Annotated in this window: 16 protein-coding genes; 12 read left to right on the forward strand and 4 right to left on the reverse strand. The window is 60.0% G+C overall.

Annotated features, from left to right (window positions below):
- Positions 1 to 639, forward strand: a complete 639-nt coding sequence (locus GNF76_RS00465) for a LysE family translocator (protein ID WP_178123112.1) — start codon at positions 1 to 3, stop codon at positions 637 to 639.
- 20 nt (positions 640 to 659) lie between these two features.
- Here GNF76_RS00465 and metR read toward each other — a convergent pair whose 3' ends face one another.
- Positions 660 to 1,577: a transcriptional regulator MetR gene (gene metR, locus GNF76_RS00470; RefSeq protein ID WP_178123113.1), complete on the reverse strand. Its 918-nt coding sequence runs from the start codon at positions 1,575 to 1,577 to the stop codon at positions 660 to 662.
- A gap of 205 nt (positions 1,578 to 1,782) precedes the next feature.
- Here metR and GNF76_RS00475 point away from each other — a divergent pair, with 205 nt between their 5' ends.
- The 5 genes from GNF76_RS00475 (at position 1,783) to GNF76_RS00495 (ending at position 5,486) form a co-directional block, all read left to right on the forward strand.
- Positions 1,783 to 2,802, forward strand: coding sequence for an alpha/beta fold hydrolase (locus tag GNF76_RS00475; protein WP_155581233.1), 1,020 nt, complete (start codon positions 1,783 to 1,785; stop codon positions 2,800 to 2,802).
- A 62-nt stretch (positions 2,803 to 2,864) separates the two neighbouring features.
- Complete coding sequence (locus tag GNF76_RS00480; RefSeq protein ID WP_155581234.1) at positions 2,865 to 3,518, forward strand: DsbA family oxidoreductase; 654 nt, start codon at positions 2,865 to 2,867, stop codon at positions 3,516 to 3,518.
- A 251-nt stretch (positions 3,519 to 3,769) separates the two neighbouring features.
- Positions 3,770 to 4,690, forward strand: coding sequence for an arginase family protein (locus tag GNF76_RS00485; protein ID WP_155581235.1), 921 nt, complete (start codon positions 3,770 to 3,772; stop codon positions 4,688 to 4,690).
- Positions 4,687 to 5,067 carry a DMT family transporter gene (locus GNF76_RS00490; protein ID WP_169356158.1) on the forward strand — a complete coding sequence of 127 codons (381 nt, stop codon included), beginning with the start codon at positions 4,687 to 4,689 and terminating at the stop codon, positions 5,065 to 5,067. Before GNF76_RS00485 ends, GNF76_RS00490 begins: the two co-directional genes overlap by 4 nt.
- On the forward strand, positions 5,064 to 5,486 hold the full coding sequence (locus GNF76_RS00495) for a DMT family transporter (RefSeq protein WP_155581236.1): 423 nt from the start codon (positions 5,064 to 5,066) through the stop codon (positions 5,484 to 5,486). Before GNF76_RS00490 ends, GNF76_RS00495 begins: the two co-directional genes overlap by 4 nt.
- A gap of 158 nt (positions 5,487 to 5,644) precedes the next feature.
- Here GNF76_RS00495 and GNF76_RS00500 read toward each other — a convergent pair whose 3' ends face one another.
- Positions 5,645 to 6,511 carry a fatty acid desaturase gene (locus GNF76_RS00500; protein ID WP_155581237.1) on the reverse strand — a complete coding sequence of 289 codons (867 nt, stop codon included), beginning with the start codon at positions 6,509 to 6,511 and terminating at the stop codon, positions 5,645 to 5,647.
- A 72-nt stretch (positions 6,512 to 6,583) separates the two neighbouring features.
- Positions 6,584 to 7,354 (reverse strand): MipA/OmpV family protein, encoded by a 771-nt coding sequence (locus GNF76_RS00505; RefSeq protein WP_155581238.1) that lies wholly within the window; start codon positions 7,352 to 7,354, stop codon positions 6,584 to 6,586.
- A gap of 228 nt (positions 7,355 to 7,582) precedes the next feature.
- Between GNF76_RS00505 and GNF76_RS00510 the strand changes: the two genes are divergently transcribed.
- From GNF76_RS00510 to GNF76_RS00535, 6 genes are read left to right on the forward strand one after another with little or no spacing between them, the layout of a single operon-like run.
- Entirely contained in the window at positions 7,583 to 8,287 is a 705-nt protein-coding gene (locus GNF76_RS00510; RefSeq protein WP_155581239.1) for an MtnX-like HAD-IB family phosphatase, read from the forward strand.
- Positions 8,280 to 9,674, forward strand: a complete 1,395-nt coding sequence (locus GNF76_RS00515; RefSeq protein WP_155581240.1) for an aspartate aminotransferase family protein — start codon at positions 8,280 to 8,282, stop codon at positions 9,672 to 9,674. Before GNF76_RS00510 ends, GNF76_RS00515 begins: the two co-directional genes overlap by 8 nt.
- On the forward strand, positions 9,671 to 10,543 hold the full coding sequence (locus tag GNF76_RS00520; protein WP_178123114.1) for an alpha/beta hydrolase: 873 nt from the start codon (positions 9,671 to 9,673) through the stop codon (positions 10,541 to 10,543). Before GNF76_RS00515 ends, GNF76_RS00520 begins: the two co-directional genes overlap by 4 nt.
- A gap of 9 nt (positions 10,544 to 10,552) precedes the next feature.
- Positions 10,553 to 11,677: a GNAT family N-acetyltransferase gene (locus GNF76_RS00525; RefSeq protein ID WP_178123115.1), complete on the forward strand. Its 1,125-nt coding sequence runs from the start codon at positions 10,553 to 10,555 to the stop codon at positions 11,675 to 11,677.
- The gene (locus GNF76_RS00530; RefSeq protein WP_155581241.1) at positions 11,677 to 13,455 is read left to right on the forward strand and encodes a sensor histidine kinase; all 1,779 of its coding nucleotides are present in this window, start codon (positions 11,677 to 11,679) and stop codon (positions 13,453 to 13,455) included. The genes GNF76_RS00525 and GNF76_RS00530 overlap by 1 nt, the downstream gene beginning before the upstream one ends.
- A complete protein-coding gene (locus tag GNF76_RS00535) occupies positions 13,445 to 14,842 on the forward strand; it encodes a sigma-54-dependent transcriptional regulator (protein ID WP_155581242.1) in 1,398 nt (465 codons plus the stop codon). The genes GNF76_RS00530 and GNF76_RS00535 overlap by 11 nt, the downstream gene beginning before the upstream one ends.
- Before the next feature lie 96 nt (positions 14,843 to 14,938).
- Here the strand turns inward: GNF76_RS00535 and GNF76_RS00540 are convergent, their stop codons facing one another.
- A complete protein-coding gene (locus tag GNF76_RS00540) occupies positions 14,939 to 15,268 on the reverse strand; it encodes a GlpM family protein (RefSeq protein ID WP_155581522.1) in 330 nt (109 codons plus the stop codon).
- Between the last annotated feature and the right edge of the window lie 6 nt (positions 15,269 to 15,274).

Here is a 15,274-nt window from a genome sequence, read left to right on the forward strand (position 1 = left end):
GTGATTCCGACCCAAGACCTGCTGATTTTCGCTGCGGCTTCCCTGTTGTTGGTGCTCACGCCCGGGCCGAACATGATCTACCTGATCTCTCGCTCGATCTGCCAGGGCCGCAAGGCCGGGGTCACGTCGCTGCTGGGTGTGGTGGCGGGATTCTTTGTTCACCTGTTCGCGGCTGCAGCCGGTTTGACGGCGGTGTTTCTCGCGGTGCCGATGGCTTATGAGGCACTGAAGTGGGCCGGCGCCCTGTACCTGTTGTGGTTGGCCTGGCAGGCGGTCAAGCCGGGCGCACGCTCGCCGTTCGAGGCCCAGCAACTGCCGCCGGATTCTTCACGCAAGCTGGTGCTGATGGGGTTTCTCACCAGTGCCCTGAACCCGAAAATCGCGGTGTTTTATCTCTCGGTCTTCCCGCAGTTCATCACCCCGGAGCACGGCTCGGTGTTTACCCAGAGCCTGATGCTCGGGATGACCCAGATCAGCGTGAGCTTCATGGTGAACCTGCTGATCTCGCTGTTCGCCGCCACCATTGCCGGCTGGTTTATCAACAACCCGAACTGGATGGCGGTGCAGCGCTATTTCATGGGGTTTGTCCTGGCGGCCTTGGCGGTTCGGCTGATGCTTGAGCAGCGTCGCAGCGCATGACCCACTTTTGACGCGACGGTCTAACGAACCGCGCTCACCCCATCCAGGGTCGAAAACGAGGTGTCCTTGGCCGTCAGCAAGAAGTCGCGCATGTATGGCGCGTCCAGCATGTCGGCGCGAATCCCTGCATACAGCGTGGCAAACAGGCCTTTTTCTCCCAGCCGCTTGGCCTTCACATAACCCCGTGAGCTGTATTCATGCAACGCCCAGTGCGGCATGCCACACACGCCACGGCCGCTGGCCACCAACTGCATCATCATCACTGTCAGCTCCGAGGTGCGTACCTGGGCGGGCTCCACGTCGGCTGGCTCCAGGAAGCGGGTGAAGATGTCCAGGCGGTCGCGTTCCACCGGGTAGGTGATCAAGGTTTCGTTGAGCAAGTCCTCGGGCACGATATAGGGCTTGTTCGCCAGTGAGTGCTGGTTGGCCACTGCCAGCATCGCTTCGTAGGTGAACAGCGGCACATAGGTGATGCCTGCCAGTTCCAGAGGGTCAGAAGTCACCACCAGGTCCAGGTCGCCACGGGCCAGCGCGGGCAGTGGGGCGAAGGCAAAACCTGAAGCCAGGTCCAGTTCGACTTCCGGCCAGGCATCGCGGAACTGGTCGATGGTCGGCATCAGCCACTGGAAGCAGCTGTGGCATTCAATGGCCATGTGCAGGCGCCCGGCGGTGCCACCGGCCAGGCGCGCGATGTCCCGTTCGGCGCCGCGCAGCAAGGGCAGGGTGGCGTCCGCCAGTTGCAGCAGGCGCAAGCCGGCGCTGGTGAAGCGCAGGGGTTTGGTCTTGCGCACGAACAGTTGCATGCCCAGGCGCTCCTCAAGTTCCTTGAACTGGTGGGACAGCGCAGACTGAGTCAGGTGTAGCCGTTCAGCGGCTTCCACCAGGCTGTCGGCTTCGCGCAGGGCGTGCAGGGTCTTGAGGTGGCGAATTTCGAGCACGGGCACTCCATGAGTACAATTTGTGATAAATGCGAATAGGGTGAGTTTGTCTCATGTTGTCGTCGCTGTCGACATCCGAGCCCGGCTTTAACTTCCAATGACCGTTGGGCGCCCTTCATCAAACTGTCACGCAACTGTGGCAGCGCGCTTGAATAAACTTCATCAGACTCGCGCTCTACTGGGGTTCTGCGTTTCGGTGTTTTCCATGCGTGTAGTGTTATTTCTGGCCGCGCTGTTGTTCGGCCTGCCGTCCTTTGCGGCTTCTCGATGTGATGTCAATGTCCCGACCCAACGGGTCGACCTGCCACAAGTCAGCCTGGCTTACCAAAGTATTGGTCGTGCCTCGGACCCGGCGTTGCTGCTGGTAATGGGCCTGGGCGGGCAACTGATTCACTGGCCCGACGAAGTCGTGGTTGCGCTGTGCCAGCAGGGTTTTCGGGTCATTCGTTACGACAACCGTGATGTGGGTTTGTCCACCTGGCGCCAGGCGCCAGCCAGCGCCAACCTGACGTTTGAGGTGCTGCGCTACAAATTGGGCTTGCCGGTGGCGGCGCCCTACACCCTGACCGACATGGCCGATGATGCGCTGGGGCTGATGGATGCTTTGCAAATCCAGCAGTTCCACGTGCTGGGCGCCAGCATGGGCGGGATGATTGCCCAACACCTGGCGGCCATGGCGCCCCAGCGGGTGGAAAGCCTGACGCTGATCATGACCAGTTCCGGCGCCGAAGGCCTGCCGGCACCGAGTGCGGCACTGGTGCAACTGTTGTCGCGGCGCAGCGCGCCCAATCGCGAGGTGGCATTGGAGCAACAGGCCGACCTGCTGGCGGCGCTGGGCAGCCCTGAGGTGAAGGACGATCGCCAGATGCTCCTGCATCAGGCGGCGCTGTCCTATGACCGGGCCTTCAACCCCGAGGGCGTGAAGCGCCAGATCATGGCGATCCTTGCCGAGCCCAGTCGGGTGCCGTTGCTCAACCAATTGCGGGTGCCGACCCTGGTGGTCCACGGCACTGCCGATCCGCTGCTGCCGGTGATGCACGGCGTGCACCTGGCCGCGCATATCCAGGGCAGCCAGTTACGGTTGATTCCGGGCCTGGCTCACCGATTCCAGGAGGCGTTCAAGGCGCCGCTGCTGGCGGCGGTGTTGCCGTACCTGCAAGCCCATCGGCAGGACACGGCGCATTGGGCGCGAATTGATCCAGTGGAGCCGGCGAACCTTTTGTGAGCGGGGGGCTCGGGTGTATGGTGCAACTTTTACGGCGCGTTTTAGCCTGCGAGGTTGCCTAAATGAGTACTCCCCTGAAAATCGATTTCGTCAGCGACGTGTCCTGCCCCTGGTGCATCATCGGCCTGCGCGGCCTGACCGAAGCCCTGGACCAGTTGGGGCCTGAGGTACAGGCCGAGATCCACTTCCAGCCCTTCGAACTGAACCCCAACATGCCTGCCGAAGGGCAGAACATCACCGAGCACATCACTGAAAAATACGGCTCCACTGCCGAACAGTCCCAGGCCAACCGGGCGATGATTCGCGATCGGGGTGCCGAGGTCGGTTTCGCGTTTCGCACCGACGGCCAAAGCCGCATCTACAACACCTTCGATGCCCACCGCCTGTTGCATTGGGCCGGGCTTGAAGGGTTGCAATACAACCTCAAGGAAGCGCTGTTCAAGGCGTACTTCACCGATCAGCAGAACCCCTCTGATCACGCCACCTTGGCGGCGGTTGCTGAAAGTGTCGGTCTTGATCGCAAGCGTGCAGAAGAAATTCTGGCCTCCGATGAATACGCCGCCGAAGTTCGCGAGCAAGAGCAGCTGTGGGTTTCCCGTGGCGTGAGCTCGGTGCCGACCATCGTCTTCAACGACCAGTACGCGGTCAGCGGTGGCCAGCCGCCGGAAGCTTTTGTCGGGGCGATTCGGCAAATCATCAGCGAAGCGAAAGGCTAAGGCCCCGTGCAGTTCAAAATGTGGGAGCGGGCTTGCCCGCGATGCAGTCGCCTCGGTGTGTCAATTGCACCGCAGTGATGCTATCGCGGGCAAGCCCGCTCCCACACTTTTTGATCTTCGGTGTCTCCATAGCCGCGTTTGCTTCACCGCTGGCCCGGCCCTTGCATCCACCCCCTAAAGCCTATTCGGCTGGCGTTCATGAGTGATGAAGCCGGTGTCTGGAGGGGCGCTGCCAGGGTGGAAACATTTCCTTGAACATTCTTGACCTCGACCACAGCCTCACGGCCCAGGACCCGATTGCCCGGCGTCTTGCCAGCGGCCTTGCGACACGCATCGACTTGCTGGACCTGGGCCCGAAACTGCGCCTGTGGTCTACCGAAAAAACCTACAAGCGGTTTGCCGAACGCCTGGCCCAGCGGTCCCGGCCCACGGGGGCGCGTCCGGAGATCTTCTTTGTCGGCTCCGGCGATTATCATCACCTGACACCGGCTTTTCTCGCGGATCTCAAAGAGCCCATCAGCCTGATCCACTTCGATAACCACCCTGACTGGGTACGTTTTGCGCCCCGTCGCCATTGCGGTTCCTGGGTCAACCGGGCGCTGAAAATGCCGGCCATCAAGCGCATCGTCACGCTCGGCCCGTGCAGCGATGACCTGCACAACCCACAGCTGCGTGGCGGTAATCTCGGCGCCCTGAAGCGCGGGGACTTGCAACTGTTCCCTTGGCAGCACCCGCCGTCGAAAGTCTGGGGCAGGGTCGGCGATGGCGCAGGCCATGAGCAACAGGAAGACCATCTGCATTGGCGCAACCTGGCCGAGCTGGACTGGACTGCGTTCCTGACGCAGATGATCGCCAGCCTACCCACCGAGGCGATCTGGATCACCATCGACAAGGACGTGCTGGCCAGCGAAGACGCCGCCACCAACTGGGATCAGGGCGGCATGCGCCTGACCCACCTGTTGGAAGCCCTGCGGACCCTGGCGGCGAGCAAGCGGATTATCGGCATCGATGTCTGCGGTGAATTTGCCCAGCCGGCCTTCAGTAATGCGCTCAAGCGCTGGGAAGCCAAGTCTGACCAACCTCCCGCCGAACGCTGGAGCGATGAAGACTTGCTGCGCAATTCGGCGACCAACGAAGCGTTGATCAATCTATTTGAGGAGCTGTTCCCGTGACCCTGACTGTGGTGCTGTTGGTGGCCTTTTCCATCGTGCTCGATGTGATTGGCCAACTGTGTTTCAAGCTGGGGCTGGATCGCCTGCCGGAACTGGAGGGCGGTTTTCGCCTGAATGCTTTCTGGGGCCAGGTGTTCAACGCGCCCTTGCTGTGGGCGGGCATTGCTGCCTACGCCATCGAATTTTTCGTCTGGCTTGAAGCCCTGTCCCGTGCGCCATTGAGCCTGCTGTTTCCGGCAGCGGCACTGGCGTATTGCGGCGTGGTGCTTGCCGGCAAGGTCGTACTCGGTGAAACCGTCAGCCGTCGCCGCTGGTTGGGCACTTTCGTGATCACGGCCGGCGTCATGCTGGTGGCTATTTCAGGGACGCAAGCATGAACTCAGAGAACATTTCCATGAACCCCGCTCGTCCCGAAGGCTGGCTGCACGGGCGCCTGGGCACCGTGGTGCTGTGGGCGTTGCTGATTTGCACCGAAAGTGCCGGGCAACTGTTCACCAAGGTGGCCGGTGATCAACTGGGGCAGATGGACTTCACCCTGCAATGGTTGGGGGATGTGGCGAGAAACCCGGGAATCCTGGCGGCCATTGGCAGCTATACCGGTGCGTTCTTCGTGTGGATGCTGATTTTGCGCCGCAGCAGCCTGTCCCTGGCGTTTCCGCTGAGTTCATTGGTGTTTGTGGTGGTGTTGCTCGGTTCCTGGCTGGGCCTGGGTGAGCACATCAGCTTCCTGCACTGGGTGGGCGTGGCGGTGATTATCGGCGGGATTGCGTTGTTGGCTGAAGGCGAAGAGAACTAGTCGAAGCCCATTTGCCAAATCCCCCGTAGCAGCTGTCGAGCTTTAGCGAGGCTGCGTAGGCCACACCACTGACCTCAGCCCCATACCGTGGCCCCCCGACGCAGCCTCGCTAAAGCTCGACAGCTGCTACGGGGAAACGACGGGGGCAGTGGCCAATGTCAGTTTTTGCGGTGAGCCACCAGAAAACCCAGCCCATGGGACACCGGAATCACCTTCACCCCCGCCTCACGCTGCTGCTGGGCAATCTCGCGGTGAAATACCTTCATTTTCGTCCAATGCATCTTCGGCCGGTAGTGGTGCTCGGCGTGATAGCCGTTGTTCATCCAGATCAGGTTGTACAGCACGCCGTAAGCGCTCACGCCCCAGGCAATCGGCAAGCCTGGGTTGCCGCCGAAGTGTTCGTAGTAGCCGTTGAGGGACGACAGGCATTGGCCCAGGTACCAGAACGGCAACAGCCATAGCACCGCCTGCCAGTTGTAGAACGCCAGGGCGATGTAAAACGCGACGGTGACGTAAATCTCTACCTTGACCCAACGGGCGTCCGCCGGGCGCTTGCGCTTCATTTCTTCGTAGAACGGCTTGGGATCATCGCGGAAAAAACTGAGGAACGTGTAAGCCCATGGGTTCTCAGGCTGGCCGTCCTTGCCCCGCAGGTAGATCGACAGTGGGTCGATGGTCTGGCCGTTTGGTCCCGGCAGGTCGGAGTTACCGCGGTGATGGCGGTTGTGGATATCGCGGTAGAGCGTTTGCGAGAAACCGATGGTCACCGACAGCAGCAGATCGAACCCGCGGTTCATCCAGGCCTGGGTGAAGTAGGCGTTGTGAATCTGGTTATGGGAAATGCTGTTGATGCTCCACGACAGGCTGACGGCATACACCAGTGCCAGGGGCACGATGGCCCACCAGGACAGGCTGTGGAAGGCCAATACTAACCAGATGACAAAAGCGAAATGCGCCAGGCCCAGGGCAATGGGAACCAGGTCCCACAGCGAATGGGCGAGCAGGCGATAAGCGGGGCGAGCCATGACTAACGTCCTGAGGAAATGAATTCCGGGGCGTCGTTGCAAAGCTCAGACCAATTTGTAAAAAATTATGTATTAATCGAATTTATAACTGATGGCTGTCTGCACCTGCCCCTGGTTCACATTCCCGGTTTGCTTGACGATGCTGCTGTCGGCCGCCGAACCCACCAGGTGTACCCAACTGGCGCTGGTCAGTAGCGACCAATTGGAGGCCAGCGGAAATTCGAAGCTCTGGGTCAATGTCAGGTTCTGGAAGCCACCGCTGGCGTTGTATGGGCGAAAGCCGGAAGCCGCGGATTCTTTAGCGTCGACGCCAAAATAGGTCTGGGTCTGGCGTGCGTCGGCAAAGTGCGCCATCAGGCTGCTGCTGCCGATGATCCCGCCGCCCAAGGGGTAGCCCAGTTCGCCGCCAATCTTGCCCAGCGTGCCACTTTCTTTGTGTCCGCCGCCCACGGCTCGGCCCAGTTGGGCGTAGACCCGCCAGAAGTCAGCCGGGGCGTATTGGATGAAGCCTCCGACCTCGGCCAAGTCCGGCACATTGTTCAAGCCCTGCAACGAACCATTGGAGTTCCGGCCGGGGAGGTAATTGATGTAGGGGCCGGCGGTGAATCCCTGGGTATTGAGTGCACTCCAGGTCAAGCCGTCATCGGTATTGAGGCTGACATTTCCCCAGTCCAGATCGAAATACGGAATGGGCCGTGTTTCGTAGCGGCTGCCGGTGGGGTCGTGGGGCTGGTAGCTGATGCCCGCGCCCGCTTCACCGGTGATCCCGTCCGCCAGGGCTGCACTGGAAAAGCTCCACAGGCCAAGTAAACCGGCAAATACAGCAAAGGTGACCTTGAACATGAAGCGTTTTCCTTCTCTGAACATGCGCGCATGAACGCGCGAAGGGCACTGTCCGCGCAAGCACTCATCTTGTTTGTAGCAGGCTACAAAAATTGTAGCTCATTCGATACATAACCCTCTTGTCTGCGTGAAAACCCCCAGCCCGGCTGGGCTTTGACGACTTGGCACAATCCCTGCTGTACCCCTTATGCAAGCGCAACAGCGCGCTCCTCTTCAAGGTAAAAGCAGATGATCCACTGGCATATCGTGTGTGACTTCGACGGGACCATCACCCCTACCGATGTCATCGACAACGTCCTCCAACGCTTCGCCGGCCCCGAGTGGGAAACCATCGAACAGGAATGGCTGGATGGGCACATCGGTTCCCGCGAATGCCTGAGCCGCCAATTGGCCCTGATCAAGGCGACCCCGGCCGAACTGCTGGCGTACTTTGACAGCGTCGAGATCGACCCTGACTTCCCCGACTTCGTTGATCATGTCATCGGCCTGGGCGCTTCCATCGAAGTGGTCAGCGACGGCATCGAGCAAGGTATTGCGCGGATTCTGTCGCGTAACTACGTGACCCTGCTGCCGATTCTCGCCAACCGCCTGCGTCAGGTCGACCAGAATAGCTGGCGCATCGACTTCCCGTATTCCAGCGATGCCTGCCGTGCTGCGTCCGGTAACTGCAAGTGCAAATCCACCCCGCGCAACAAGCGCGTGCTGGTGATCGGCGACGGCAAGTCTGACATGTGTGTGGCGTCCACTGCCGATTTCGTCTTCGCCAAAGGCAGCCTGGCCGAGTACTGCGAAACCAACAACATTCCTTACGCGCGCTTCGACACCTTTGCCGAAGTGCCTGCGCTGCTGGCTCAACTGCCTCAAGGCATGGCTGCCAACGCGACCTCTTTCAACACTTCTTCTGATAATCAGGAACTCTTCCACCATGTCTGATATCCGCATCGCTACCGCAGAAGACCAGGTTCTTCTGGATAAAGAAGCCAAGTACTGCTCCTACGGCGATACCGTTCACTACATCGACCCTCCGCGCATTTTCAGCCGTTGCGAAGGCTCCTATGTATGGGACACCGAAGACCAGGCTTACCTCGACCTGCAAATGTGGTACTCGGCCGTTAACTTCGGTTACGCCAACCCGCGCCTGAACAATGCGCTGAAACAGCAGATCGACACGCTGCCGCAAATCGCCAGCCAGTACCTGCACAAAGGCAAGATCGAACTGTCGGAAATGATTGCAGTCGACGCCAAGAACAAGTTCGGCCTCGACGGTCGCGTGCACTTCAACGTGGGTGGTTCGCAGTCCATTGAAGACTCGCTGAAAGTGGTGCGTAACGCGTCCAACGGCAAGAGCCTGATGTTCGCCTTCGAAGGCGGTTACCACGGTCGTACCCTCGGCGCCTCGTCGATCACTTCCAGCTTCCGCTATCGTCGCCGCTACGGCCACTTTGGCGAGCGCGCGAATTTCATTCCATTCCCGTACCACTTCCGTGGCCCGAAAGGCATGACCAAAGAAGAGTACGGCAGCCACTGCGTGCAGCAGTTCGCCCGTCTGTTCGAGACTGAATACAACGGCGTGTGGGATCCGAAAACCAATCAGTGCGAATACGCAGCCTTCTACGTCGAGCCAATTCAGGGCACCGGCGGCTACGTGATCCCGCCGATGAACTTCTACAGCGAACTCAAACAAGTCCTCGACCAGCACGGCATCCTGATGGTGTCCGACGAAATCCAGATGGGCTTCTGGCGTACCGGCAAGCTGTGGTCTATCGAACACTTCGACGTCAAACCTGACGTGATCGTTTTCGGTAAGGCACTGACCAACGGCCTGAACCCGCTGGGCGGCATCTGGGCCCGTGAAGAGCTGATCAACCCGAAGATCTTCCCACCAGGCTCGACTCACTCCACCTTCGCTTCCAACCCATTGGGTACTGCGGTAGGTCTGGAAATGTTCAAAATGACCAGCGAAGTCGACTACGGCGCGATGGTCATGGCCAAGGGCAAGTACTTCCTGGCTGGCCTGCAAGAGCTGCAAAAGCGCTTCCCGATCATCGGCGACGTCGATGGCCTGGGCCTGGCGCTGCGCTGCGAAATCTGCACCGCCGACGGCTTCACCCCGGACAAGGCCACCCTGGACTACATGGTCGAGGAAGGCATGAAGGGCGACATGGTGGTTGACGGTCAGAAACTCGGCCTGATCCTCGACGTGGGCGGCTACTACAAAAACGTGATCACCCTGGCACCGTCGCTGGAAATCACCTACCCGGAAATCGACCTGGGTCTGAAACTGCTCGAGCAACTGCTGGTGCGAGCGACCAAGCGGTGAATCACTCTGAGATCGACCTCGGTGAAGGTGATGCCGGCTTCGTTCTCGGCGAAGGTCCGATCGGGATTCTGTTGATCCACGGCCTGACGGGCACCCCGACGGAACTCCGTCGGGTAGCCCAGGGCTTGGCCAAGGTGGGTAATTGCACGGTGTACGTGCCGACCCTGGCTGGGCACTGTGGGGACAACAGCGACTTGCAAGCCACCGGCTGGCTGGACTGGTACGAAGGCGTACGCAAGACGTTCGTCGGCGTGCAGCAACGGCATGACCAGGTATTTGTCGGTGGCTTGTCCATGGGCGCGGTCATGTCGATGTACCTGGCTTCGGAATTTCCGGGTCAGGTCACTGGCCTGCTGATGTATTCCACGACGTTGAAGTACGACGGCTGGAACATCAACAAGCTGGCGTTCCTGACACCCTTGCTGATGAAGATTCCGTTTGGCGTGCACATTTGTGTCTTCGAGGAGAAGCCCCCCTACGGCATCAAGAACGAGCGCCTGCGGGCGATCGTCGAGCGGCAGATGAAGCAAGGGGAGAGCAGCCAGGCGGGTTTGTTGACCATGGAGGGCGTGACGGTGCGCGAGTTGCACCGCATGAACGCTGTGGTCAAGAAACGCATGCCGTCGATCAAGACGCCGGCGCTGGTGCTGCATTCCATCGAAGACGACATCACCAGCCGCTGGAACGCCGATTACGTGGAACGCCATCTCGGCGGCCAGGTGACCAAGGTCCTGCTGGACAACTGCTACCACATGATCACCGTCGATCTGCAATACCGTCGGGTGATTGAGTTGAGCGCCGACTTTATCCAACAACATGCCCAGGCCATCGAGGCCCCTGAAGATTATCGACAGCAAGCTCTGGCTTAAGGAAGAGACGTGATTACCGCCCAAGCCTTTTCGACCATTGGTGCTATCGAACGCAGTGCCTGGAACGACTGTTTTCCGGGTGCCCTGGAGGATTGGGACTATTACGTGGCGGTGGAAAAAGCGGCCATCGATGATTTTCAGTGGCGCTACCTGGCGGTGTTCGAGGGCGAAACGCTGGTGGCGGTTGCCCCGGCGTTTATCACTCATTACCGCCTCGACACCACCGTGTCAGGTATCGGCAAGCGCTTTACCGAGCGCCTGGAGCGACTGTGGCCGGGTGTTTTGCAGTTGGGCCTGTACGCTATCGGTTCGCCGGTGGCCGAGCAGTGCAACGCGGGTACTGCCAGCCACATTCCCGAGTCCCGGCGTCAGGCGTTACTTGAGCAGTTGCTCCAGGCTGCACGCCGGGATGCCGATGACTTCGGCATTGGTTTGTTGGCGGTGAAAGACGCGCCGACCAACGACGAACACTGGGCCAACAGTTGCCAGGCGGCGGGCTTTCAAAGCATGCCCAGCCTGCCCTCGGCGCTGTTGCCCATCCCTTTCGGTTCAGTGGACGCTTACCTGGGTTCCCTGGGCAAATCCACCCGCAAGGATCTGCGCCGCAAACTGCGGGCTCCCGGCCCACGGGTGGAGTGGCGGCGTAATATCGATGACGTGTTGCCAGAGATCATGCGCCTATATGAAGCCACCCTTGAACGCGCCGACCTGCAATTCGAGCGCCTGCCGGCGGGGTATTTCACCGGTATCCTTGAACAGCTGGGAGAGCGTGCGGTCTGTGTACTTTACTGGGTGGACGAGCAGTTGGTGGCGTTCAACCTGATCCTGCTGAACCAGGATCGGTTGATCGACAAATTCTTCGCCCATGACCTGGCCCGCAGCCGCGAGTACAACCTGTACTTTCGCAGTTGGCTGACCAACGTCGACTACTGTATTCAGCACAATATTGCGCTGTATGAGTGTGGTCAGGCCGGGTATGCCAGTAAGCTGCGCCTGGGCTGCAAGTTTGAGGGCAACAGTGTGTTTTTCCGCCATCGCAATTGGCTGCTCAACACGCTGCTCAAAGTCGTAAAAGTGTTTATTCGTCCGGATCGATCCGACCCCGCCATGGCTGCTGCGATAAGCGAAACCTGATGATCACCAAGACCCGCCAAAAAGCCCGCCCCTTTGCCATTTCGCGCTGGAGCGTCCAGCGTAAGCTGGTCCTGGCGTTCTGGCTGGTCAGCGTCATTCCGACCATGATTGCCGCTGAACTGGCGGCCACGACCCTGTCGCAGATTTTCGACAGCAACGTGCGTATCTGGCTGCAAGAGTCGACCAAGATCGTCAAGGACGAGATCAGTGAAACCCTTCACGATAATGCCCGTGCTGCACAGTTGTTCCTACGTTACACGCGGCCGCCCACGTCCCGCAGTTCGGCCAAGCACGACAAGCTGACGGCCGATATCGCCGATGCCATGGGCATCGACATGGTTGCGCTGATTCGCAAAAGCGACCACAAAGTGGCGTTCAGTACGGTGGCCGATAGCATCGTCGGGCAGATCAGTACGTCCTCCAACGCGGTCCTGCAGACCATTCAAATCAGTGGCGTGTCCACGGGGGCGGTGGTTTCGACATTTGAGACCACTGAAGAGGGCGTTGATTACATGCTGGTCATCGCGACCTTCCTGGATAACAGCTTCCTCACCAGCGTGGCCGATGTGCACTCCCTGGACTTGCGCCTGTACCTGGCCAACCCTACCGGCTTCTCGGAGATTTTCGCCACCCAGCGTTTCGAGGACCATCCCAACAAGATACCGAGCCAGGTCGAAGCCATGATGCGCTCGACCAAGCAACCGAGTGAGCAGTTCACCAGTCGCTACAGCGGTTTGTACTGGCCGATATTCAATGATTCCGGTGAGCTGCAAGGCGTGATCTTCAGCGGCTTGTTGCGTCACTCCAGCCTGGTGGGCCTGGTTAACCAGAGCAACCTGTTCGTACTGATCTTCCTGGTCAGCTCGGCGCTGTCACTGAGTGCCGGGTGGCTGGTGTCCAAGCGCCTGACTCACCCGCTGCGTAACCTGTCTGAAGGGGTGCGGGCGGTGATTTCCGGTGACTATCAACATCGGGTGCCGGTCAGTGGCGGCGATGAGCTGGCCGAGCTGAGCAGTACGTTCAACCACATGACCGAACGCCTGGGTGAACTGCATCACCTGGAAGCCCAGTTGCGCCGTCGTGACCGGCTGCATGCCCTGGGCGAAGTTGCCATGGGCCTGGCCCACGAAATTCGCAACCCGTTGGGCATCATCAAGACCGCTACCCAATTGTTGCACCGCCGGGCCGATCTGCCGGAAACCGACAAGCGTCACCTGGAATACGTGATCAGCGAAGTCAGCCGGATCAACGACCTGATCACCGAATTCCTTGACTTCGCCAAGCCCAGCGCGCCCCTGCGTACCCGGCAACTGGCACGGCCGCTGGTGGAAGAGATTCTCGGTTTCTGCGGCCCGGAGCTGTCCACCCACAACATCGATGCAAAAATTGATGACCACGCACCCGGCGCGACGATCTACGCTGATGCCAAGCAACTCAAGCAGGCTTGTCTCAATTTGATTCTTAACGCCATCGATGCCATGCCGGACGGCGGTTGCCTGATCCTGGGCATCAACACGGTAGAAGAAAACACCGTGATCAGCATTGCTGATACCGGCCAGGGCATTCCGGAGGACATGATCGAGCGCATCTTTACACCATTCGTCACCACCAAAGCCTCGGGCACTGGCCTGGGCCTGGCGAAAGTCTTCTCGATCATGGAAAGTCATGACGGCAGTATCGAATGTGCCAGCGAGAAAGATGCCGGCGCCACCTTCAGCCTGTACATTCCGGCTAACGGTGAAGACGACGGTTTTGAAGAGGATGGTGATGACGCATAACGTATTGGTGGTCGACGACGAGCCCAAGCTGTGTGACCTGCTGTCTTCGGCCTTGAGCCAGAGCGGCATCCAGGTGTTCACGGCGGGCAACGGCTTGCACGCGCTCAAGGTACTGGAGCAGGAAGACATCGACCTGGTGATCAGCGACTGGCGCATGCCTGGCATGGACGGCCCGGCGCTGTTGGCTGAAATCAAAGTGCGTTACCCGCAGTTGCCGGTCATTGTCATGACGGCCTACAGCACCGTGAAAAACGCCGTGCAATCGATGCGTAACGGCGCGTATGACTACATCGCCAAGCCCTTCGACATCGATGAGCTGGACATCACCGTGGCCAAGGCATTGCAGTTTCGCGACATCATGCGCGACAACGCGCGGATGCGCGCCGAGCTGGACGAACATGCCCAGTTCGACAGCCTGGTGGGCGATGGACCGGCCTTCCGCCGAGTGTTGCAGGCGGTGGATTCGGTGCGTGACAGCAACGCGACGATCCTGCTGACCGGCGAAAGCGGCACCGGCAAGGAAATGGTCGCCCGGGCGATCCACAAGCATGGCAACCGCGCCGACCGGCCATTTGTAGCGGTCAACTGCGCAGCCATTCCCGAGGGGTTGCTGGAAAGCGAGATGTTTGGCCACCGCAAGGGCGCGTTTACTGGCGCCGTGGCGGACCGGGTCGGGCGTTTCATGCAGGCCGACAAGGGCACACTGTTCCTCGACGAAGTGGGCGATATGCCCCTGGCGTTGCAGGCGAAGATTCTGCGCGCTCTGCAGGAGCGGGTGATCGAGCCCGTGGGCGATCCACGTGAGCGCAAGGTGGATGTGCGGGTGATCGCCGCCACCAACAAGAACCTGCTGGAGGCGGTGGCCAACAAGGAGTTCCGCGAGGACCTCTACTACCGTCTCAACGTCTTCCCGATCCCGCTGCCGGCTTTGCGCGAGCGCGTGGAAGACATCGCGCCCCTGGCCCGTCACTTTGCCCAGACCTTGAGCGCCACCACCGGCAAACGCATCACCGGCTTCAGTCCGGAGGCGTTGCAGGCCATGGCGGCTTATGGCTGGCCGGGCAATATCCGTGAACTGCAGAACTGCGTGGAGCGGGCGACCATCGTGGCTGCCAGTGCGGTGATCGAGGACATTGATCTACCGGCGTATCTGTTTGCTTCCCGGCCGGCGGACAGCAGCGTGGGGGCCGTTCTCAGCGAAGGGCCAGGCGTGCCCCAGGACCTGGATGCGGCGTTGGCCGAGGTGGAGAAAGCGTACATTCTGGCGGCGTTGCAGGAGAGCAACGGGGTGCAGGCTGCGGCGGCCCAGAAGATCGGGATATCCGAGCGCAGTTTCTGGTACCGGCTGAAGAAGCTGGGGATTCAGGTGGAAAAGATTATTCGCTGAGTTGCTGCCACAACACCGATCACCGTGTGGGAGCTGGCTTGCCTGCGATAGCGCTTGTAGCCGCTGCCGAGGTACAAGCGCATTCGCGAGCAAGTGTCAGGCGTGAATGCGCACCCACACGCTGACCAGCACCGTAGCCGCCATCAACCACGCCACCGCCGCCACGGCCAGTGACGCCTCCAGCCGCATCCGGTCCACCATCACGTACAGCGTTGCCAGGTACACAAAATACGGAATGATCGACCACATCCCGAACACGATAGTCGTCTTCAGATCCTCTACCGAGCGACCTTTGCCGACGATGTAATGCGCGATCAATGCAAAGGTCGGAAACAGTGGTACCAGACCTGCGATGTAATAGTTCCTGGTCTTGGCCAGCGCCGCGAGGATCAGTACCACCCCCGCACCCAGCGCGGCCTTCAGCAATAAATC

Source organism: Pseudomonas spelaei, from assembly GCF_009724245.1.
GTDB lineage: Bacteria > Pseudomonadota > Gammaproteobacteria > Pseudomonadales > Pseudomonadaceae > Aquipseudomonas > Aquipseudomonas spelaei.

Coding starts and splice junctions, on each gene's coding strand:
- GNF76_RS00475 (WP_155581233.1), top strand. CDS start 1,783: ATGCGTGTAGTGTTATTTCTGGCCGCGCTGTTGTTCGGCCTGCCGTCC.
- GNF76_RS00480 (WP_155581234.1), top strand. CDS start 2,865: ATGAGTACTCCCCTGAAAATCGATTTCGTCAGCGACGTGTCCTGCCCC.
- GNF76_RS00495 (WP_155581236.1), top strand. CDS start 5,064: ATGAACTCAGAGAACATTTCCATGAACCCCGCTCGTCCCGAAGGCTGG.
- GNF76_RS00500 (WP_155581237.1), bottom strand. CDS start 6,511: ATGGCTCGCCCCGCTTATCGCCTGCTCGCCCATTCGCTGTGGGACCTG.
- GNF76_RS00505 (WP_155581238.1), bottom strand. CDS start 7,354: ATGTTCAAGGTCACCTTTGCTGTATTTGCCGGTTTACTTGGCCTGTGG.
- GNF76_RS00510 (WP_155581239.1), top strand. CDS start 7,583: ATGATCCACTGGCATATCGTGTGTGACTTCGACGGGACCATCACCCCT.
- GNF76_RS00515 (WP_155581240.1), top strand. CDS start 8,280: ATGTCTGATATCCGCATCGCTACCGCAGAAGACCAGGTTCTTCTGGAT.
- GNF76_RS00530 (WP_155581241.1), top strand. CDS start 11,677: ATGATCACCAAGACCCGCCAAAAAGCCCGCCCCTTTGCCATTTCGCGC.
- GNF76_RS00535 (WP_155581242.1), top strand. CDS start 13,445: ATGACGCATAACGTATTGGTGGTCGACGACGAGCCCAAGCTGTGTGAC.